At 49.3% G+C, this 21,564-nt stretch carries 17 protein-coding genes; 12 read left to right on the forward strand and 5 right to left on the reverse strand.

Annotated features, from left to right (window positions below; all coding sequences use genetic code 11):
* Positions 1-393 precede the first annotated feature (393 nt).
* Positions 394-1,023, reverse strand: a complete 630-nt coding sequence (locus tag AC1RVX_RS29760; RefSeq protein ID WP_493220206.1) for an acyloxyacyl hydrolase — start codon at positions 1,021-1,023, stop codon at positions 394-396.
* Positions 1,024-1,075: 52 nt separating this feature from the next.
* Between AC1RVX_RS29760 and AC1RVX_RS29765 the strand changes: the two genes are divergently transcribed.
* The 3 genes from AC1RVX_RS29765 (at position 1,076) to AC1RVX_RS29775 (ending at position 6,290) form a co-directional block, all read left to right on the forward strand.
* A complete protein-coding gene (locus tag AC1RVX_RS29765; protein WP_493220221.1) occupies positions 1,076-1,984 on the forward strand; it encodes an NAD(P)-dependent oxidoreductase in 909 nt (302 codons plus the stop codon).
* Between the two features lie 131 nt (positions 1,985-2,115).
* The gene (locus tag AC1RVX_RS29770) at positions 2,116-4,197 is read left to right on the forward strand and encodes a molybdopterin-containing oxidoreductase family protein (RefSeq protein WP_493220207.1); all 2,082 of its coding nucleotides are present in this window, start codon (positions 2,116-2,118) and stop codon (positions 4,195-4,197) included.
* Positions 4,198-4,613: 416 nt separating this feature from the next.
* Positions 4,614-6,290, forward strand: coding sequence for a long-chain fatty acid--CoA ligase (locus tag AC1RVX_RS29775; protein ID WP_493220208.1), 1,677 nt, complete (start codon positions 4,614-4,616; stop codon positions 6,288-6,290).
* A gap of 100 nt (positions 6,291-6,390) precedes the next feature.
* Here the strand turns inward: AC1RVX_RS29775 and AC1RVX_RS29780 are convergent, their stop codons facing one another.
* Entirely contained in the window at positions 6,391-7,977 is a 1,587-nt protein-coding gene (locus AC1RVX_RS29780; protein WP_493220209.1) for an alkaline phosphatase D family protein, read from the reverse strand.
* A gap of 6 nt (positions 7,978-7,983) precedes the next feature.
* A complete protein-coding gene (locus AC1RVX_RS29785; RefSeq protein ID WP_422982557.1) occupies positions 7,984-8,403 on the reverse strand; it encodes an acyl-CoA thioesterase in 420 nt (139 codons plus the stop codon).
* A 371-nt stretch (positions 8,404-8,774) separates the two neighbouring features.
* On the opposite strand from AC1RVX_RS29785, the gene AC1RVX_RS29790 reads away from it, so the two are divergent.
* Positions 8,775-10,355, forward strand: a complete 1,581-nt coding sequence (locus tag AC1RVX_RS29790) for a glycosyltransferase family protein (RefSeq protein ID WP_493220210.1) — start codon at positions 8,775-8,777, stop codon at positions 10,353-10,355.
* On the opposite strand, the gene AC1RVX_RS29795 is transcribed toward AC1RVX_RS29790, so the two are convergent.
* Both AC1RVX_RS29795 and AC1RVX_RS29800 read right to left on the reverse strand, forming a co-directional pair.
* Positions 10,330-11,007: an acetyltransferase gene (locus tag AC1RVX_RS29795; RefSeq protein WP_493220211.1), complete on the reverse strand. Its 678-nt coding sequence runs from the start codon at positions 11,005-11,007 to the stop codon at positions 10,330-10,332. The genes AC1RVX_RS29790 and AC1RVX_RS29795 overlap by 26 nt on opposite strands.
* Positions 11,004-11,870 (reverse strand): beta-keto acid cleavage family enzyme, encoded by an 867-nt coding sequence (locus AC1RVX_RS29800; protein ID WP_493220212.1) that lies wholly within the window; start codon positions 11,868-11,870, stop codon positions 11,004-11,006. Before AC1RVX_RS29800 ends, AC1RVX_RS29795 begins: the two co-directional genes overlap by 4 nt.
* A gap of 259 nt (positions 11,871-12,129) precedes the next feature.
* Here AC1RVX_RS29800 and AC1RVX_RS29805 point away from each other — a divergent pair, with 259 nt between their 5' ends.
* The 8 genes from AC1RVX_RS29805 (at position 12,130) to AC1RVX_RS29840 (ending at position 21,188) form a co-directional block, all read left to right on the forward strand.
* Entirely contained in the window at positions 12,130-14,007 is a 1,878-nt protein-coding gene (locus AC1RVX_RS29805) for an ABCB family ABC transporter ATP-binding protein/permease (RefSeq protein WP_493220213.1), read from the forward strand.
* A gap of 3 nt (positions 14,008-14,010) precedes the next feature.
* The gene (locus AC1RVX_RS29810; protein WP_493220214.1) at positions 14,011-14,994 is read left to right on the forward strand and encodes a LysR family transcriptional regulator; all 984 of its coding nucleotides are present in this window, start codon (positions 14,011-14,013) and stop codon (positions 14,992-14,994) included.
* 216 nt (positions 14,995-15,210) lie between these two features.
* Positions 15,211-16,497: a Glu/Leu/Phe/Val family dehydrogenase gene (locus AC1RVX_RS29815; RefSeq protein ID WP_493220215.1), complete on the forward strand. Its 1,287-nt coding sequence runs from the start codon at positions 15,211-15,213 to the stop codon at positions 16,495-16,497.
* Between the two features lie 303 nt (positions 16,498-16,800).
* Positions 16,801-17,697, forward strand: coding sequence for an amino acid ABC transporter substrate-binding protein (locus tag AC1RVX_RS29820; RefSeq protein ID WP_493220216.1), 897 nt, complete (start codon positions 16,801-16,803; stop codon positions 17,695-17,697).
* 195 nt (positions 17,698-17,892) lie between these two features.
* A complete protein-coding gene (locus AC1RVX_RS29825; protein WP_493220217.1) occupies positions 17,893-18,840 on the forward strand; it encodes a transporter substrate-binding domain-containing protein in 948 nt (315 codons plus the stop codon).
* Positions 18,841-18,959: 119 nt separating this feature from the next.
* Entirely contained in the window at positions 18,960-19,709 is a 750-nt protein-coding gene (locus AC1RVX_RS29830; protein WP_493220218.1) for an amino acid ABC transporter permease, read from the forward strand.
* A gap of 1 nt (position 19,710) precedes the next feature.
* Positions 19,711-20,403, forward strand: coding sequence for an amino acid ABC transporter permease (locus AC1RVX_RS29835; protein WP_493220219.1), 693 nt, complete (start codon positions 19,711-19,713; stop codon positions 20,401-20,403).
* A gap of 59 nt (positions 20,404-20,462) precedes the next feature.
* Positions 20,463-21,188 (forward strand): amino acid ABC transporter ATP-binding protein, encoded by a 726-nt coding sequence (locus AC1RVX_RS29840; RefSeq protein WP_493220220.1) that lies wholly within the window; start codon positions 20,463-20,465, stop codon positions 21,186-21,188.
* Positions 21,189-21,564: the final 376 nt, after the last annotated feature.

The following is a 21,564-nucleotide window of genomic DNA, read 5'->3' on the forward strand; positions in this document are numbered from 1 at the left end:
TGAAAGTAGGTTATCGTCAGGCTTTTATTCCGCATACCCCCAGTTACTTTACAGTGACTGGGGGTTTTGCTTTGCGCAATCAGAAAATACACGCGCACATCAACACCAACATCAACAACAAGACCTCTCAACGCTGAGACACAGAGGATGCACAGGGAGATGCTCTGAGAAAAGCGACTGCCAGTACAAAGGCATCTCCGCTTTTACTCTGTGACCCTGCCTTCGGCATATCACTTGGGTGTGTCGTTTGCTGATCAGCAGACTCCCTTGTCTTTCTCTGGGAACCTCTGTGTCTCCGTGCCTCTGTGGTGAGAGGTCTTATGTCACCGATCCAGCAGACAAAAAAAGGAGCCGGAGCTCCTTTTATTATCCACTGTGAATGGCTTCGATACTTTAAAACGCGTACCCAGCCTTCAATACTGCAAAATTCACTCCTGGATTTGGATGTTTGATACCACCATTTGAATAATGCTGGATCTTGAAGCTCAGGTCCCAGCCTTCTTTGGTGACATAACCAATGCCGATATGGTCACCGAATTGAAAATTGGTGGAGAAGTGACGGCTATTGTTGTCATAAATTTCTGACAGCATATGCAGGCCTATGGCAGCTTCACTGTAAAAACCCTTTTTGCTGTCATTTTGAAAGCGAAATACCGGAGTAATACCGATATCAGCCAAATTTTGCGTAGCCCCACTCTTACTTTGAAAACTGTTGCCCTGCCATTCAGCCAGGGTAGCATCCCAATAGCCGCCAAGGTGAGTCCCGTTGGACGAGAACCATTGATTGTCCCAGTTGGATTGCAGGCCGACACGTAACATTTTAGTTTTGTTACCGGTCGCAAATTCCAGTGATGCTGAATCCAGGGCGAATACGGAAGAACTGGCACACACAGCAGTCACTGCGATGGCGAATAAAGAAGTGATACGCAGGCGCATATAATTGGCTTTCAGGTGAAAATGAGAAATCAGACAAACATCAGAATCGCTATTGTAGCAATGTCTGGCAACATGTTCTTCAGACACTGAGATTACAATTCGGTTCTGCAAAAAATAGAAGGAAATCAAGGTGAAACCAGTGGCTGAAACAAATATTGTTTTTCTAGGCATAGGCTTGATGGGGAAACCAATGGCGCGACGATTGTTGCTTGCAGGTTACCCTGTCACCGTCTGGAACCGGACCTACGCCAAAGCTGCAGATTTGGCGAAGGATGGCGCAAAGGTGGCTACCACAGCACGGGAAGCTGTGCAGCAATCAGGTGCAGGTGTCATCATTACCATGCTGGAAGACGGCAATGCGGTTGCCGAAGTGATACAAAGTATTTTGCCGGCACTTTCAGCAGGCAGTACCGTGATTGATATGAGTTCGGTACAGCAGGCCCAGGCAGTGGCTATGCATGCGCAATTGCTGGCGCACGGACACCATTTCGTGGATGCGCCGGTATCGGGTGGCGTCATTGGTGCAGAGGCGGGTACGCTGGCGATTATGGCCGGGGCCGATATGGCAGTCTATCAGCAGGTGGAAGCCATTCTCGCTACAATGGGCAAGCCCTTGCGTGTCGGTGGGCCGGGTACCGGGCAACTGGCAAAATTATGTAATCAGTTGATAGTCGGTGGCACAATTAATATTGTGGCGGAAGCCTTGTTGCTGGCACAGGCTGGCGGCGCAGACCCAGCCGCAGTACGCCAGGCCTTGCGCGGCGGTTTCGCAGAAAGCCGGATATTGGAAGTGCATGGACAGCGCATGCTGGACCGGACCTTTATGCCTGGTGGTCAGGTTAAAAGTCAGGCCAAGGATATGGAAAATATCTTGCTGGCGGCACGGGATGCCGGCGTCAGCCTGCCCATCACCAGCCTGGTAAGCGAGGTGTATCGCAGCTTATTGCCTACTCATCCACATGCCGATCATTCTGCTGCCTTGCTTGCGCTGGAAGCGCGTAACCCCGGAAAACGGGTTGGTGAGCAGCCAGATGTATTGCCGGATTAAGTCGTACTGATACCTGATAGCGCAAAAAACACCGGTTTTGTATCCCTTGTAATGGCGCTGATGGGGATACGATGTAAGCGCAGGTAATTGCTGTCACAGGGTAAACAGAAACCGTTCAAACAGGAATAAATATGAGCAGCAATATCGTCAGGGCCGTTTGCCCACATGATTGTCCAGATACCTGTGCTTTGCACGTTACCGTTGAAAACGGTGTTGCCACCGCGGTCAAGGGCGATCCGGATCACCCAACGACAGCCGGGGTGTTATGCACCAAGGTGTCACGTTATACCGAGCGCACTTATCACCCTGACCGCTTGCTGTTTCCACAAAAACGCATAGGTAAAAAAGGCGAAGGCAAGTTCGTCCGCATTAGCTGGGCCGAAGCGATTGCGATTATTGCTGAAAAACTCAAGCCATTGGCCGCCAGCAAACCACTGGCCATCCTGCCGTATAGCTACGCCGGTACCATGGGCCTGGTACAGGGGGAAAGTATGGCGCAGCGCTTTTTTCACAAATTGGGCGCATCCTTTTTGGATCGCACTATCTGCGCCACGGCAGGTAGTACCGGCTATAAATATACCGTCGGTACCCGTATCGGTACGGATATTGAACAGACACAAAATGCCAAGCTGATTGTGATCTGGGGTGGCAATCCGATTGCATCGAATCTGCATTTCTGGATGCGGGTGCAAGAAGCCAAGCGCAAAGGTGCCAGGTTGATTGCGATTGATCCTTATCGTTCGCTGACAGCAGAAAAATGCCATCAGCATATTGCATTGTTGCCGGGGACGGATTCAGCGTTGGCGCTGGGCCTCATGCATGTCTTGATCAAAGAAGATTTGCTGGATCATGCCTATATTAATGATCATACCCTGGGCTTCGAGCAATTGTGCGAGCGCGCTGCAGAATGGACACCCGAACGCGTCGCTGCCACCTGCGGGATTACCGCAGAAGAGGTCATACAACTGACCCGTGAATACGGTGAATGCGGCAAGCGTGGTGAAGCCAGCATGATACGCATGAACTACGGCGTGCAGCGGGTGCATGGCGGTGGCATGGCGGTCAGAAATATTTGCTGCCTGCCCGCCCTGACTGGTGCCTGGCGTCATGCTGCAGGTGGTGCACAACTGTCGCTGTCGGATGCTTTCCCGAAAAATACGGCGGCGCTGCAAAGAGCGGATTTATTCCCCAAGGATTCGCCACGTCGTACTATCAACATGAGCACCATAGGCGACGATTTACTGCGTGAAACATCGCCAGACTTTGGTCCTAAAGTTGAGGCCGTGATTGTCTATAACTCCAACCCTGTCGCTGTCGCACCGGAATCAGGCAAGGTCATGCAGGCATTTGCACGTGAAGATTTGTTCACGGTGGTACTGGAACATTTCCAGACCGACACAGCTGATTATGCCGATATCCTGTTGCCTGCCACCACGCAGTTGGAACATATAGACATACACAGTACCTACGGCCACCTCTACATGATGGCAAACAACGCAGCGATTGCACCATTGGGTGAAGCCAAACCAAATACTGAGATTTTCCGTTTGCTGGCCAAGGCCATGAACTTGACTGAAGCATGCTTCAGCGAGAGCGATGATGAAATTGCTGCTCAGGCTTTCAATAAGCAGCACGCACATGCCGTGCATTTCGACTGGGCTTCATTGAAGAAAACCGGCTGGTCGAAACTTAACTTGCCAGACGCACCGTTTGCCAATGGTGGTTTTGGCACGCCATCTGGCAAGTGCGAGTTTTATAGTGCCAGCATGGCGGCAGCAGGGCTGGATCCCTTGCCCGCCTATGTCGCCCCGTATGAATCACTGGTCAGTAATCCCGAACTGGCGGCACGCTTCCCCCTGGCGATGATTTCACCGCCTGCAAGAAATTTCCTGAATTCGACCTTCGTCAACGTACAAAGCCTGCGTGATACGGAAGGTCAGCCGCATCTGGATATTCATCCTCAGGATGCGGCACAACGTGGTATTGCTCACGGTGATCGCTTGCGGATTTTTAATGACCGTGGCAGTTTCGAGGCGGTGGCACGCGTCACGGATAAAGCCAGGCCAGGGCTGGTGGTTGGTCTGTCCATCTGGTGGAAAAAACTTGCCAGCGATCACAAGAATGCCAATGAAGTGACCAGCCAGCGTCTGACGGACATGGGGGGAGGCCCAACCTTTTATGACACGCTGGTAGAAGTGGAAAAGTGCACATAGTTGAGTGACGCTTAATCCCAGATCATTTTCTCAATTAGGACTTACGTAAAATTGTTCCAACAAGGCGACAGCGACGAAGACAGTACGAATGTACGGCCAGGAGCTGCAACGCTTTGGGGCGGTTTTGCGTAAGTCCTATAAATGTTGAGTTTTGGCCCCGCGTCTTTGTCCTGAATCAAAAATGCGTTGAATTGTGCGCTGAAAATTGGTGCGGTGCGACATATTCCTAGAGTATGTTTTCAGGTCTTGCCTAAAACACTTGCCATGCCAGAGCTTAGCCGATAGCATCAAGTGAGAACTGGAATCAGATTCCGGCAATGCCTGTTTGTCTATGCTGCATCGCATTTCACAAATGTGATGTGCAGGGCTGGCATTGGGACACCAATACAACAACAATCATCAGAGACGAGGAAAATATGGATAAATTTTGGCTGAAATCCTATCCGGCAGGTGTACCGGCGGAAATTGACGTGAACCAGTATCAGTCACTGGTACAGATGTTGGAAGAATCTTTCCAGAAATTTTCGACCCGTGATGCCTATGCCTGCATGGGTAAGCGCATGACGTATGGTGAGCTTGATACCCTGTCCAAAAAAGTGGGCGCCTGGTTGCAAAGCAAGGGCCTGAAAAAGGGCGCACGTGTCGCCATCATGATGCCAAATGTCTTGCAATATCCGGTCGTCATGGCTGCAGTATTGCGCGCAGGTTACACTGTCGTCAATGTCAATCCTCTTTATACGCCGCGTGAACTGGAGCATCAGCTCAAGGATTCCGGTGCCGAAGCCATCTTCATTCTGGAAAACTTTGCCACCACGCTGGAACATGTATTAAGCAAGACTGCAGTCAAGCACATTGTCGTGGCCAGTATGGGTGATTTGCTGGGTGGCATGAAGGGTATGATCGTTAACTTCGTCGTCCGTCATATAAAAAAAATGGTGCCTGCATTTTCTTTACCTTCAGCGATACGCTTCAATCAGGTGACCGCAGAAGCCGGACGTCTGAACTTTACACCTGTGACTACAAGTCATGACGATATTGCCTTTTTGCAGTATACCGGCGGTACCACTGGTGTATCCAAAGGTGCAACCTTGTCGCATAAAAATGTCGTTGCCAACGTATTGCAAAATGATGCCTGGTTGTCACCGAGCATGTCCGGTCATAGCAACGAACAGAAAGTGATAGTCTGTGCTTTGCCGCTGTACCATATCTTTGCACTGACTGTATGCAGCTTGCTGGGTACGCGTATAGGCGCGATGAATTTGCTGATTCCCAATCCGCGTGATATGCCTGGTTTCATCAAGGAACTGCGCAATTACAAGGTAAATATTTTCCCTGCAGTGAATACCTTGTATAACGGCTTGTTGAACAATCCAGAATTTGCGACGCTGGACTTTTCTGGTTATGAAATTTGTAGCGGTGGTGGCATGGCAGTGCAAAAAACTGTTGCCGACAAATGGCTGAAGGTAACGGGTTGCGCAATTGCTGAAGGTTATGGCTTGTCCGAAACTTCTCCGGTCGCGACGGCCAATCCGGCAGATACCAAAGACTTTTCCGGCACCATAGGCTTGCCCATCCCTTCCACTGAAATCGCTATCCTGGACGATGACGGTAATCCCGTACCTTTGGGAACCGCAGGTGAAATCGCCATACGTGGACCGCAGGTGATGGTGGGTTACTGGAACCGTCCAGACGAAACAGCCAAGGTCATGACTGCGGATGGTTTCTTTAAAACAGGCGATGTTGGCAAGATGGATGAAAATGGTTACACCAAGATCGTCGATCGCAAGAAAGACATGATTCTGGTATCCGGTTTCAATGTCTATCCAAATGAAATTGAAGAAGTCATCGTCATGCATCCTGGTGTGCTTGAATGCGCATGTATCGGTGTACCTGATGCGAACTCCGGTGAAGCAGTAAAACTGTTCGTAGTCCGCAAAGATCCATCCTTGACAGTCGATCAGTTGATGGATTATTGCAAGGAACAATTTACGGCTTACAAAAAGCCGAAGTACATTGAGTTCCGCATGGATTTGCCGAAGACGAATGTCGGTAAAATTCTGCGACGTGAACTGCGTGATGAAAAGAAGGCCTAGATAAACATCTGCACTTATGAAAAAGGAAGGCAATTCGCCTTCCTTTTTCATTTTCAACTTATTCAAGCTATAGCAACAATAAAGATTTGGTCTACACGATTCAAGTGATGCTGAGGCCAGCCCGGCCATCATCCACAATAAAGCTACTGAGTGTGGCAATGCCGGAATCGGCTCTTGTAACATCATCCAGACCAAGGAAATGTGTAAGCATTCTGGTGTGTGAAATATCTATCAGCATGAAACCACGTTTGTCGCTGCGACCATATTTAATATGCGGATTTTGCGCCACATACTGATCGGTCCGTTCTTGTGGCCGAGAACTGGATGTCACAGAAGTGCCACAAAATTCTGTCGCAAGAATGGGATTCGACGTCGATGATTTGGCGTAAAAATCGCGCTTCAGATTGGCGGCATAAAAAGTGTGGACATCGCCGGAAATCACTACCGGATTGGCAGGTCTGTGTTTCAGAATATCATCAAACAAACGCTGGCGTGCTATTGGGTACCCATCCCAGCCATCGGTCCAGAATTTGCCATCGCCTTCTTGCATGATGGCAGTCTGGCTCGATTGGGCCATCAGTGTTTGTTGCGTCAGGATATTCCACTTGGCAGTTGAACTGGCAAAACCGCGTGCCAGCCATTTTTCCTGCTCCTGACCCAGCATGGTGCGATTGGGGTCCATTCGTTCACTGCATTCCGCATTCGATACTGAATTGGAACCACCACGGCCCGGCTTGGGGCATGCATGGTGTGAACGATATTGCCGGTCGTCGAGCACATGAAAACGCGCCAGCCTGCCCCAGTCATAGCGGTCATAGATGCGCATATTGCTGAAACGCTCGGCTTCACTGACTGAGCCATGCAGACGCACAGGCATATGTTCATAAAATGCCTGATAGGCAGCCGCACGACGCAAAAGAAAATTCACATCCAGTCTTTCGTCACGGTCATTGCCATAGTCATTACTGACTTCATGATCGTCCCAGGTAACTATCCAGGGTGCGACATGATGCGCTGCCTGTAATTGCGGGTCAGATTTATACTGGGCATAGCGGCTGCGATAATCTGCAAGCGTGAAGCTTTCTATCTCACGCTTGCGGGGTTTGATTGGGTGTCGCAGATCATAAGGCCCCCACTCGTAAATATAATCGCCCAAAAAAGCAATCAGGTCAGGATTGGCGGCTGCAATATGACGGTGCGCTGCATATTCGCCAAATTCCCAATGCTGACAGGATGCCACTGCCAGACGCAAGTTGCTGACCATCGCATCCGGTGCCGGTGCAGTACGTGTGCGCGCCACGGGGCTGACTGCATCGCCCAGCATAAAGCGATACCAATACCAGCGATCTGGTTGCAAGCCTGTGACATCGACGTGTACGCTATGGGCTAATTCCGGCAGGGCGTGTGCCTCACCTTTATTGATGACATGCCGGAAATTATCATCTTCCGCAATTTCCCATCGCAGTTTATAGACGATAGCCGGTAGTGCCTGTGCATTCAGGGGATCAGGCAACAGGCGTGTCCATAAGACCACGCTATCGGGTCGCGGAGAACCTGATGCCACACCCAGGCTGAAGGGATACACCGTGCTGCGTTCTGCCGCAAAGCTGGGGAATGCCTGCGCTAGTGCGGCCAGGGTAGTGAATTGTAAAGACTGCTGTAAAAACAGACGACGTGACAGCTTCATGAACAATTAACCTACCTTGGCAATATCTTCCAGTGGCGGAATCTGTCGTGGTTTTCTGTCATTCCCGGTTGCGACATAGGTGAGCGTAGCTTCTGTCACCTTGACAGTACTGGCTTGCAGGCGATTGCGTTCTGCATATACTTCTACCGAGACGGTGATTGAGGTATTACCGACTTTGACTACTTCGGCATAAAAAGACAGCAGGTCACCGACAAACACTGGTTGCTTGAACAGGAAGGAATTCACAGCAATGGTGGCAACCCGGCCATTCGCACGACGGGCAGCTGGTATGGCACCGGCAATATCAACCTGTGACATGATCCAGCCACCGAAAACGTCACCGTGCACATTTGCATCGGCGGGCATGGGCATGACCCGCAGGGTCGGCATATGGGATGGAAGTCCCGATTGAGTATGTTCTGTCATGTTTTTACCTGGAAAAGTGAGAGTAATGAAATTTCTATTGATGTGTATCAAATCTTAAACCAATTTTCACACAGTCTGACCAAAGCAAGTGGCTTGCCAGATGTTCGTTTGCCGATATATCGCTCATTCCTTTTCTTTTTAAGCATTGTTAACATATCTTTTGCCGAAGATTCTTGTTAGTGCCAGGCGTCACCAGGCGGGCCTCATATAAAAAAGGCAGCAAAGCAGCACGATTTTTTTAAATGAAACAAGAAAAAATGCCAAAATTGTGCATCTTGAAAACTGCACCTGATACTCTTCCATAGCAAGTAGTGTCGATATTGCACTAGTCTTGTCGTAAAAACTGATAATGAATGAGGGATGAATCCCAGATGGATGTGAGACAGGAAGAATTACTGCTACTTGATGATGTGGTACGTCGGACGGTAGTCAATCCGACGGCTAGCCATTGCTGGCATCAGATGATACAGATATTGCGACGCCAGGCGAATCCTGCATTGTCGCTGAAACTGGAGCAATTTTTGTTGCTGAACGTGGCAGGTGATGGTCTGGCAGGTTTTTACCGTGCCACTTTTCTGGATATGCTGACAGGCAGACCAGAATACTTGCAACAGGCCGGACAAATCATACTGACTTTACAACCGGTGGACATTGATCGCCTGATCACGTTTTTGCAAAACAGTTGGCAAAGAGTATTGCTTGATACGCCAGGACGGGACGCTTTCCGCCTTCGTCTGCACGAGCTGGCACTACCGCAGATAGCCTCATTGCTGAATCAATGCATATGGCAAAATTTACAGCCAGTGAAGGTACTCAACAGCCGGTTGCCTGCACGCATAGGCAAGGTGGCACTGATCGCGCCCTTGCTGACGAATATCAAGCATCCACCTACGCTCATGGCTCTGCAGCAGGCAGACAGCCTGCGGCAGAATGGCTATGAGGTTGCCCTGTTTTCTGCACAGGAAATGCTGGGGCCGGATTTCAAGCATTTTTTGGGTAGTCATTCCTTTACACCAGAGCCTGAATTGTCTACTGCAGGCTGGGAACGTTATCTGGGGCAAGGTGGGCAGTTTGTCACTGGTGACACGCGTTTTTCCATGATGCAGAGATGGAAAAGCCTGCTACATCAGATGGCACAATTTGACCCAGATCTGGTGATGTCGGTTGGCCTGTATTCAGGTTTGGCGGCTGCGCTTTACCCTGTGCGTCCAGTGCTTAGTATGGGTATCAATTCCCTGTCACCGATGTTGCCTGCAGATGGCTGGCTGACAGCGCAGCAGGGATTACACGCCACAGTCGCTGCGCAATGGGATACGGCTTTCCCACCCAGTCAGGCGCATTATCATCCCTATCGTTTGCATAAGCCCGATGTGACAGAGCAGCTTGAACGTGCAACACTGGGGCTGACAAAAGATCAACCAGTGCTGCTGACACTGGTCAGTGAAAGCGAAGCCAGGATCACGGGGGAATGGGCTGCATCCATGCTTGCCATCCTGGCGGCATTTCCAGATGCTGTTTGGTTTATTGTTGGTGGCAATGGATCGATGCCAACTGCCTTGCAGTCCGCGAAAACCAGGCAGGTAAGATGCATCGCTTTTTGTACTGACGCGGTCAAATACATGACTTGCAGTGACGTGTATATCAATCCACCGATGATGGGTGGTGGTTTTGCCGTGGCAGAAGCCATGTCACTGGGCTTGCCTGCTCTTAGCATGCAGGGTTCGGATGGTGGTGACAAGGTGGGCAGCGCTGCAATGACCAGCATGGCTGAATATTTCCAGACCCTGCAGTTATGGCTAAGCCAGCCCGGAATCAGGAAATCTATAGGGCTGGCAATGCAAGAGCACTTTCATCAGCATCTGGATCTGGCACGCGCTGCTCCCAGTCTGAAAATAGCCTGCGAGCTGGCCTTGCAGCGTTTTCAGATCAGGATGGCAGTACCGATTTCTTGAATTTGGCCGGTATACCCAGCATCAGTGCACCTGCATCGATATCGCTGATGACCACCGCACCAGCACCGATGAAGGCATGGTCACCAATGACGAGGCGCTCCAGCAATGTCGCGCCGATTGCTATCGTTACGCTATGTCCTATACGCGACAGCCCACCGACATTGCTGCCTGGTTGCACGCGCGAAAATGCACCGATATGTGTGTCGTGACCAATGGTAACGCCGCGGTTGATAAACACATGACGACCCAGTACGGCACCAGGCCCAATCACGCTATTGGCACCAACAAAGACGCCAGGTGCCAGCTTCGCCAGTGGTGACACATAGGCACGCGGATGTATCAGGGTGTGGAATGTCAGTTGGAAGCGCTGGTTTAGTTGTTCTTCCAGCACAGCACGGGTGGGCGTGGTCGGACCCAGCAGATACAGTTCATTCTCACCGGGCTGGAAATCAGCCAGGTCCAGGACTTCAGGCACAGGGCCATGTTGCCCCCATTGCTGAATACGCTCATGAAGGGCGATATCGCGTTCACCCGGTGGTTCAGGCGTATGCAAAACAATTTTTGATACGGTCAGGCCATTCGCCAATGCGCAGTCAAACAGATCGGACAGGATATTGCTGGAACCGAAAATGACCAGTTGTTGTCCACTCATGCGATGTCTTTCAGTGAAGCCTTGCTTGCCAGGCCCAGCATGTCCCTGACAGTTGAAGCCGGGGCGACGGGGCGGCCCAGTGCTGTTGCCTGGGCGACTACTCTGGCTACCAGTTGTGCATTCGTGGCCAGAGTTGTGCGATCGTCGTCCAGCCACAAATTGTCTTCCAGACCCGTCCTGACGCCATGCGCCATCACCACACCCAGACCGTTTGCCGTAGTCTGGTAGCGGCCTATGCCGCCCAGCGACCAGATGGATTCCGGTGGCAAATCACCGACAATGGTGGCCAGGTGTAGCAGTTTTGCTTGCGCGGTTGCAGGATTGCCTAAAATAATATTGAAATAATAAGGTGGCTTCAGCAAGCCTTTGTCTATGAGCACTTTGGCAAAGTTCACCATGCCAAGATCGAATACTTCCAGTTCTGGTTTGATGCCCAGCTCTTGCATGATGCCTGCCAGCTGCATGATGGTGTCAGGGGAATTCAGGCTGGCTTCCCGCGAAAAATTCATGGACCCCAAGGTCAGGCTGGCCATGTCCGGGCGCAAGTCATCGTTCAACCGCAGGCTGCTGGCGCGCTTTGCCACTTCTGGCGAACGTCTGCCACTGGTGGTGGTCACAATAATCAGTTCTGGTGAATAAGCGCGTATGCCACGGATGATTTTTTCATAAATGACCCCATCTTCTGTCGGAACTCCATCTGCATCACGTGCATGCAAATGAAACATCGATGCTCCATGTTGTGCGCATAGTACGGCGTCGGCAATAATTTCTTCCGGTGATAAAGGAATGTGCGGCGACTGGCTGCGTACTGGTACCATGCCAGTAGGTGCCAGGTTGATGATTAATGGCGACAGAAAGCTCATAAAGGAATATTGGTCTGGTGCAAGTCGCTATAGAAAACGTGGAGAACTTGGAAAATGCTGTTGCATGTCTATCGACAGCCAACTACAGATTGTACGACAGCTCGACGGTAAAGTCCGCAATAGCTACCGTAGGCCAGTCCATAAGTAAAATCGTTTATGCCCTATAATTTTCTATCATCGCATTGCTGACCAAACGGCGCACGATTTTCGGCGCAATTTGCGATACCATTTTTTACATTTTTAACGAGAAAACGCTCACATGCGACGCAGAGAAACCATCCGTAGCTCATCCTTGCCAGCCGACAGAGCCAGCGACAGTAAGCGCGACGACTGGGCCACCGTCAAAACGCTGCTGCCTTATCTATGGGCATACAAGTGGCGGGTGCTGCTGGCGCTGTCCTTTCTGGTTGCCGCCAAACTGGCGAATGTCGGCGTACCCATGGTCTTGAAAAAGCTGGTAGACAGCATGACAATCAGTCCGACTCATCCGGCGGCAGTCATGGTGTTGCCAGTCAGCTTGTTGATTGCCTATGGTGCCTTGCGTTTGTCGACTACCCTATTTACTGAATTACGTGAATTTGTATTTGCCAAAGTCACCCAAAGGGCAGTGCGTACCATCGCTCTCCAGGTATTCCGGCATCTGCATGCCTTATCACTACGTTTTCACCTGAACCGGCAAACTGGTGGTGTGACGCGCGACATAGAACGTGGCACCCGCGCCATTTCTTCTCTGGTGTCGTATGCACTGTTCAGCATCATGCCGACCTTGTTGGAAATTACTTTTGTATTGATTTACCTGAGTACGCGTTACGACAAGTGGTTCAGCATCATCACGGCGACTGCGCTGGTGACCTATATTATTTTCACGATTACGGTGACAGAATGGCGCACGCATTTTCGCCGCACCATGAATGAACTCGATTCCAAGGCGCATACCAAGGCCATCGACTCCCTGTTGAATTATGAAACCGTCAAATACTTCGGCAATGAAGAATACGAAGCCCAGCGTTACGACGTAGGTCTGCAAAGCTTTGAGACGGCGGCAGTGAAATCGCAAAGCAGTCTGTTCCTGTTGAATACCGGACAGTCCATGATCATCGCTACAGCGGTTACCCTGATTTTGTGGCGTGCCACTCAAGGTGTGATTGACGGCAACATGAGCTTGGGTGATCTGGTACTGGTGAATGCTTTCATGATACAGCTGTATATTCCTCTCAATTTTCTGGGTGTGTTGTACAGGGAAATCAAGCAAAGCCTGGCCGATATGGAAAGGCTGTTTGCTCTGCTGGACCAGAACCGCGAAGTGGCAGATGCAAGCACGGCCCAGGCTTTGCAGATACAGCATAAAAATGGAGCTGAAATTCGCTTCTCTCACGTTAATTTCAGCTATGAAGAAAAGCGGCAAATTTTATTTGATGTAGATTTTAGCATCGCTGCTGGCACTACCACGGCAGTGGTCGGTCACAGCGGTTCTGGTAAATCCACCTTGTCACGACTTTTGTTCCGGTTTTACGATATTCAATCTGGCAGGATCGCGATTGATGGGCAGGATTTACGCGATCTGACTCAATCGTCAGTCAGGGCTGCGATTGGCATCGTGCCGCAAGACACAGTCTTGTTCAATGACACGATTGAATACAATATCGCCTATGGCAAACCTGGGGCAAGTAAAGTAGACATTATTGCGGTAGCCAAGGCGGCTTATATTCATGAATTTATTGAGACACTGCCAGATGGATACGACACCATGGTTGGCGAGCGCGGTTTGAAATTATCGGGCGGCGAAAAACAGCGGGTGGCCATTGCCCGTACCCTGCTGAAAAATCCATCCATCATGATTTTTGATGAAGCGACATCGGCGCTGGATTCGCATGCCGAGCAATTGATACAGGCGCAATTGAAAGATATCGCCCGCAACCGTACCAGCCTGGTGATTGCGCATCGCCTGTCTACTATCGTCGATGCCGAACAGATACTGGTGATGGACAAGGGGCGCATTATTGAACGAGGTACTCATACACAGTTACTGGAACTGCAAGGGGCCTATGCACGCATGTGGGAACGTCAACAAAGCAAGAAAGCAGAAGTTGCGGAAGACGATGACGAAGCGGATGAAATTGAACTGGTGAGTGCATAAAAAATGGAAACCAAGTGGTTGGAAGATTTTGTCTCGCTGGCAGAGACCAATAGTTTCAGCCGGTCTGCTGAATTGCGTCATGTGACGCAACCGGCGTTTTCACGCCGCATACAGTCACTGGAAGCGTGGCTGGGTAGTGATCTGATTGACCGCACTTCTTATCCCACCCGTTTGACACATGCGGGTGAAGTGTTTTATGAGCAGGCCATCGCCATGCTGGGACAGATCAATAATGCGCGCGCCCTGTTACGTGGCAAACGCACCACCACACAAACCACAGTCGATTTCGCCGTCCCGCATACCCTGTCGCTGACTTATGTGCCACGCTGGTTGACTGGGTTGGAAGCAGCATTTGGTGAAATCAATAGCCGCCTGCTGGCGTTGAATGTGCACGATGCTGTCATGACGTTGGTTGAGGGCGGTTGTGACCTGCTGCTGTGCTATCACCACCCGCGCCAGCCCTTGCTGCTGGATAGTAGCCAATACGACATGATCAGCATGGGAACTGAAGCACTGCGCGCCTACACCCGCTGTGACAGGCATGGCGTGCCGCAATTACTATTGCCCGGCACAGCACAAGCGCCACTGCCATTCCTGGCTTATGCGAATAACGCCTATTTGGGACGCATGGTTGATCTGATACTGAATGATGCGCGACAGCCTTTACATCTCGAAAAATGCTACGAAACCGATATGGCGGAAGGCTTGAAGATGATGGCACTTGAAGGCCGTGGCGTGGTGTTTTTGCCAGAGTCAGCAGTCACACGTGAAGTCAAGCAAAAGCAGTTGGCGCGTGCGGATGACGGTAGCGGTGCTTGGGAGGTGAACATGGAAATTCGCCTGTATCGCGAACGACCTTCATTGCAAAGGCCAGGCAAACTTATCGTATCGCGCCTGTGGGATTATCTGGAGCAGTTACAATCCAGCGAAAATGTATCAAAAAGCAGGCAAGCCAAAACCCGGCGACGTGCTGATGGTAATGCCTGACATGGTGAAAAAGTAAAGTGCTGTTGAAAATAATGTGTGTGACATAACATGACGTAGTTCCATGGTTATGCATTTCATGCATAGATACATGCAAACAAAGCATTGGCTGATTTTAGAATGAAAAGACTATGATGCGTCTGCTTTCAGTGCCGGTGAATTCCCGTGCTGAATGAAGAGATTCGCAAAACCAGTTCAACCATTTCAAGAGGCCATACCATGTCCACCCAGCACCAGATACCGTCTTATCTCACTCCGACTGAGACCGGTCCTTGGTCAGTTTACCTTGAGCAAATTGATCGCGTCACACCTTATCTGGGACACCTGTCCCGTTGGGTGGAAACCCTGAAACGTCCGAAGCGCATCTTGATCGTGGACGTGCCTATCGAGCGTGATGACGGTTCGATTTCCCATTTTGAAGGCTATCGTGTGCAGCACAATACTTCCCGTGGGCCAGGTAAGGGCGGCGTGCGTTTCCATCAGGATGTGACACTGTCAGAAGTGATGGCTCTGTCTGCCTGGATGACGATCAAGAACTCTGCAGTTAATGTGCCTTACGGTGGTGCCAAGGGCGGTATCCGTGTTGACCCGAAAACCCTGTCGCGTGGCGAATTGATGCGTATGACGCGCCGCTACACGTCAGAAATTGGCATCATCATTGGCCCGGACAAGGATATTCCTGCACCGGATGTGAACACCAATGAGCAAACCATGGCATGGATGATGGATACCTACTCCATGAACGAAGGTCGTACCGCCACTGGCGTAGTGACTGGCAAACCTATCTCCCTGGGTGGCAGTCTGGGCCGTCGTGAAGCAACCGGTCGTGGCGTATTCGTGGTTGGTAGCGAAGCTGCTGCCAAGCGCGGTATGAGTGTTGCTGGTGCAAAGATTGCTGTACAAGGTTTTGGTAATGTCGGCGGTATTGCGGCACGCTTGTTTGCTGAGGCCGGTGCAAAAATCGTTGCTGTGCAAGATCATGGTGGCACCATTTTCCATTCGAACGGAATGGATGTGAACAAGTTGTTGGAACATGTCGCAGCCAAAGGCAGTGTGGCCGGTTTCGAAGGTATAGAAGCGGTGTTGCCAAATGACGAGTTCTGGGCTGTGAACTGCGATATCATGATTCCGGCAGCGCTGGAACAGCAAATCACGGTTAAAAATGCTGACCAGATCCGCGCCAAAATCATTCTCGAAGGTGCGAATGGTCCGACCACACCGGAAGCTGATGATATCCTGCGCGACAAGGGTGTGCTGGTTGTACCTGACGTTATCGCCAATGCTGGCGGTGTGACCGTATCTTATTTTGAATGGGTACAGGACTTCTCCAGCTATTTCTGGTCAGAAGACGAGATCAATCAGCGTCTGACACGCATCATGAAGGAAGCCTTTAATTCAGTATGGCAGGTAACGGAAGACAAGAAAGTATCACTGCGTACAGCAGCATTTATCATCGGATGTTCCCGGGTATTGCAGGCACGTGAAGTTCGTGGACTTTATCCATAAGCAGAAATTGTAAAAAAATATCCATCACCTATGCTATATAGGTGGTGGATATTGTCATTTCTGGCGTGAATTTTCAGGCTACTGTTGTGAATGACGCGGCCACTTTATTCGAATATTCTTTTGCAAATACAAAAATAGGTTAGTGAAAGTTCCGATGGAACAATATTTGCATGCTTGTTTTGCCGTTTGCGCAAGCATTGATTGCAAAAAATGCCGACTAATATTTTGTTGATTGTGAAATTCCCTGTTGAAGTATATAGATCGTTATCATTACCATCCTGAATTGAGCTTACTGGGGGTTGTATGAAAGTTTTAAATTGGATAGTCGGGGCCAGTTTGCCTTGTGCACTGGCTTTGTGCTCTCCGCTTTCATTGGCTGCGGATACCCTGGCACATATTAAAGAGACGCAAACCGTGACGATTGCTCACCGTGAAGCGTCTTTTCCATTTTCTTACTATAACGATGATAAAAAACCGGTGGGATATTCACTGGATGTTTGCCTGAAGCTGGTGGATGCCTTGAAAAAGGAATTGAAATTACCGCAATTGCAAGTGAATTATCTGGCTGTTACACCCAGTAGCCGTATTGCTGCCATTGTTGATGGCAAGGCGGACCTGGAGTGTGGTTCAACCACCAATAATGCTGAACGTCGCAAGCAGGTCAGCTTCACAATCCCGCACTTTTTTGCGACTGCGCGCATGATAGTCAGGGCCGATTCAGGTATTAAAAACTGGACTGACCTGAAAGATAAAAAAGTGGTGACGACCAAGGGTACGACGACGGTCAAGTTACTGAATGACCGTGATAAGGTACGGGGTCTGGGTTTGAAGTTGCTAGAAGGTAATGATCATAACGAATCCTTTGGTATGGTGGAAAACCAGCAGGCTGATGCATTCACCATGGATGACGTTTTGTTGTATGGCTTACGGGCTAACACCAAGGATCCCGCTAAATTTGTAGTGGTAGGCGACCCGCTGTCCACTGAGCCTTACGCAATTATGTTGCGCAAGGATGATCCTGCTTTCAAATCTTTGATTGATCGTGAAATGGCGCGTTTGATGAATGACGGGGAAATCAATAAGCTGTATGACAAGTGGTTTCGCAAGCCGGTGCCTCCAAAAGGGGCAAATTTGAATATGCCTATGGGCTTTTTGTTGCGGGATACCATACGTTTCCCATCAGACAAGGTGGCAGATTAAGGTTTTGGAACATGGTTTGCATGTGTTTTGCCCGGTGCTTGTGATAAACAACGATGGAAGGCGAGGACAGCCAGGCTTGCAATAGTCGAATAAGTAGTATTACGTATTAAGTCGGGTAAAAAAAGCGATAAGTAAGCTAAGGGTTTTGTTAAACTCAAAGCGATGAATTTTTTGATTTAACTTTTTGGAGACAGTATGAAATTTTCGAAATTGTTGGGCGTGCTGATTGGTGCAGGTTTGATTGCTGGTGCTGCACAGGCGCAAGAAACCGGGACACTGAAAAAAATCAAGGACACAGGTACCATTACCTTGGGTGTACGTGATTCTTCCATTCCATTTTCTTACCTTGATGACAAACAGTCTTATCAAGGCTACTCCATCGATTTGTGTTTGAAGGTTGTGACTGCAATTCAAAAGCAATTGGGTTTGACTGCACTGAACGTCAAAATGAATCCGGTCACTTCAGCGACCCGTATTCCCCTGATGGCTAACGGCACTATCGATCTGGAATGCGGCTCTACCACTAACAACGTGGAACGTCAGAAACAGGTGTCGTTTGCACCAACCACATTTGTGACGGCAAATCGTATTCTGGCTAAAAAATCTTCCGGCATCAAAACACTGGCAGATCTGAAAGGCAAGACGGTTGTGTCCACTTCCGGCACCTCCAACCTGAAGCAATTGACGACACTCAATGTTGACCAGAATCTGGGGATTAACATTTTGCCAGCAAAAGACCATGCAGAAGCCTTCCTGATGGTGGAAACGGGTCGTGCCGTTGCTTTCGTGATGGATGACATCTTGCTGGCATCTTTGGCTGCCAACTCCAAGGCCCCAACTGATTATGAAATCAGTAAAGAAGCGCTGTCGGTTGAACCATACGGCATCATGATGCGCAAGGATGACGCCCCATTCAAGAAAGCAGTTGATACCGCGATCAGCAATGTGCTGACTTCTGGCGATGTAAACCGTATTTATCATAAGTGGTTCTTGCAACCGATTCCACCAAAAGGCATCGCTTTGAACTGGCCTATGTCTGAACAGCTCAAGGCTGTGGTGGCGAAGCCGACTGATTCCGGCGAACCATCTGCTTATGCTGCTGTGCCCGAGGCACAAAAAGCTGTACTGAAAAAGAAAAAATAAAGCAGTTGCAGGGCTAAAAGGAAAAAGGTCAAAACGAAACGGGGGGATAGTCTCCTCCCGTTTTATTTTGCAAGGTCCGTCATTGATATTGGATGACGCACAAAGCTTTGGGAGATCACATGAATTATCAATGGAATTGGAATATTTATTGGGAGGATGCGCTTGACGGCGGCGGTACGTATTTTGATACCCTGATCTGGGGTGTCAAGGTCACGTTGGCGCTGGCCATGCTGGCATGGATCATTGCCCTGGTGTTGGGTTCGGTCATTGGCACGATGCGCACGACGGAAAACAAATGGCTGGTCCGTTTCTCTAACGGATATATCGAACTGTTTCGCAACATTCCCTTATTGGTGCAAATGTTCATCTGGTATTTTGTTGTACCAGAACTGGTACCCGATGCCTTGGGTATGTGGATGAAGAATTTGCCAAACGTGTCGTTTTACACTGCAGTCATCAGCCTTGGCTTGTTTACGTCGGCGCGGGTGGCGGTTCAGGTGTCAACCGGCATCAATGCTTTACCACGCGGGCAAAGAATGGCGGGTACGGCATTGGGTCTGACACAGATTCAAACCTATAGGTATGTATTGCTGCCTATGGCTTTCCGTATCATTACACCTTCATTGACGAATGAAGTTGCGGCCATTATCAAGAACAGTTCGGTTGCGTCGACGATTACCGTACTTGAATTGATGTCGCGTACACGTTCGATGAATGAATTTACCTATAAGACATTTGAATCATTTACTGCTGCGACACTGATTTATCTGTTTGTCTCTGTGGTGGCGATCATGTTGTCAAATTTCTTTGAGCGCAAATTGGCTGTACCAGGATTTATTACTGGTGGCGCAGCAAAAGGAGGGCGCTAAGATGTTTAATAATTTTGACTTCGAAGTTATCCAGCGCACCTGGTGGAACCTGATCACAGAAGGCTTGCTGTTCACGGTTGAACTGACGGTATTGGCGATGGTAGGCGGAATTATTCTTGGCACTTTGCTGGCGATGATGCGTCTGTCCAGCAACCGCTTTGTGTCGATTGCCGCTTCTGGTTATGTGAATCTGGTGCGTTCGGTTCCCTTGCTGCTGGTGATATTCTGGTTTTATTTCCTGGTGCCGTATATCGGTGCATGGATTATACGTTCTCCAGAGCCGGTCAAGGTAGGGCCTTTATTTTCTTGCCTGATCACTTTCGTCATGTTTGAAGCTGCTTATTATTGCGAAATCATGCGTTCAGGGATTCAGTCTATTGCGCGTGGTCAGGTGTGGGCTGGTAATGCCATGGGGATGAATTATTTCCAAACCATGCGATATATCGTCTTGCCACAAGCATTCAGAAACATGTTGCCGGTTTTATTGACACAGACCATCGTCTTGTACCAGGACGTGTCACTCGTCTCCGTATTGTCGATCAAGGACTTTGTTGGCTCTGCAACTGTGGTTGCCAATAACAATGGCCGTCCCGTTGAAATCAACCTGTTCGTCGGGGTGGTGTATTTCGTCACCTGTTTCGCGTTGTCTACATTGGTCAAGAAACTTAATAAAAAGATAGCGATCATTCGCTGACCTCGTTAGGCGACCGATTGAAACGATAAGAAAGCTAGAAAGTATCCTGGAGAATTCAAATGATTAAATTAAGTAATGTCAGCAAATGGTATGGCCAGTTTCAAGTATTGACGGACTGCACTACTGAAGTGTCCAAAGGTGAGGTGGTGGTGGTGTGTGGTCCGTCCGGTTCTGGTAAATCGACTTTGATCAAGACTGTCAATGGTCTGGAGCCTTTTCAGAAAGGGGAAATCACGGTGGAAGGGGTATCTGTCGGCGACCCGAAAACCAATTTGTCCAAATTGCGTGCACGTATTGGTATGGTATTCCAGAATTTTGAACTGTTCCCGCACCTGTCCATTCGTCAAAACCTGACCATTGGCCAGGTCAAGGTGCTGGGTCGTTCAGAAGAAGAAGCGACTGAACGTGGTCTTAAATACCTGGACCGAGTTGGTCTGATTGCGCAAAAGGATAAATTCCCCGGTCAATTGTCCGGTGGGCAACAACAACGCGTGGCAATTGCCCGCGCCTTGTCCATGGACCCAATTGCCATGCTGTTCGATGAACCAACTTCGGCACTTGACCCTGAGATGATCAATGAAGTACTGGATGTCATGGTTGGTCTGGCACAGGAAGGTATGACCATGATGGTTGTGACACACGAAATGGGGTTTGCCAAGAAAGTGGCAAATCGCATTGTCTTTATGGATAAGGGTGTCATTGTCGAAGACTGTGCCAAAGATGAGTTTTTCACCAACGCCCGTTCTGATCGGGCACGTGATTTCCTTGCGAAAATCATTCATTAGTCGATTTGAAGTTTTATCAGTATTTTTGTTGCAAGGAAAAACAGCCCTGAACCAGTTTCCGGGCTGTTTTTCCTTGTGGAAATAAATTCTGTATTTTAATTTTGTCTTTTTATAAGCAGATTGGAAATTGTTTCTTTAGTTAATGTAAATTCTTAATTAGACTTTTTGGCGAAATTTATATTTGTGATTTACGTCACAGGAAAATCAATACACCCGTGATAACCTCGCATCGCTAAATTTTGCAATATTGTGTAATCAGAGCAAATTCATTCTTATAAATTGATAAATCAGGAAACTTAAATGGCCAATACCGCTGCAGACATCCAAAAGCTTTACATCGCTTATTTCAACCGTCCAGCGGACCCACTGGGTTTGG

It is taken from the genome of Undibacterium sp. GW821-FHT11B02 (assembly GCF_058808955.1).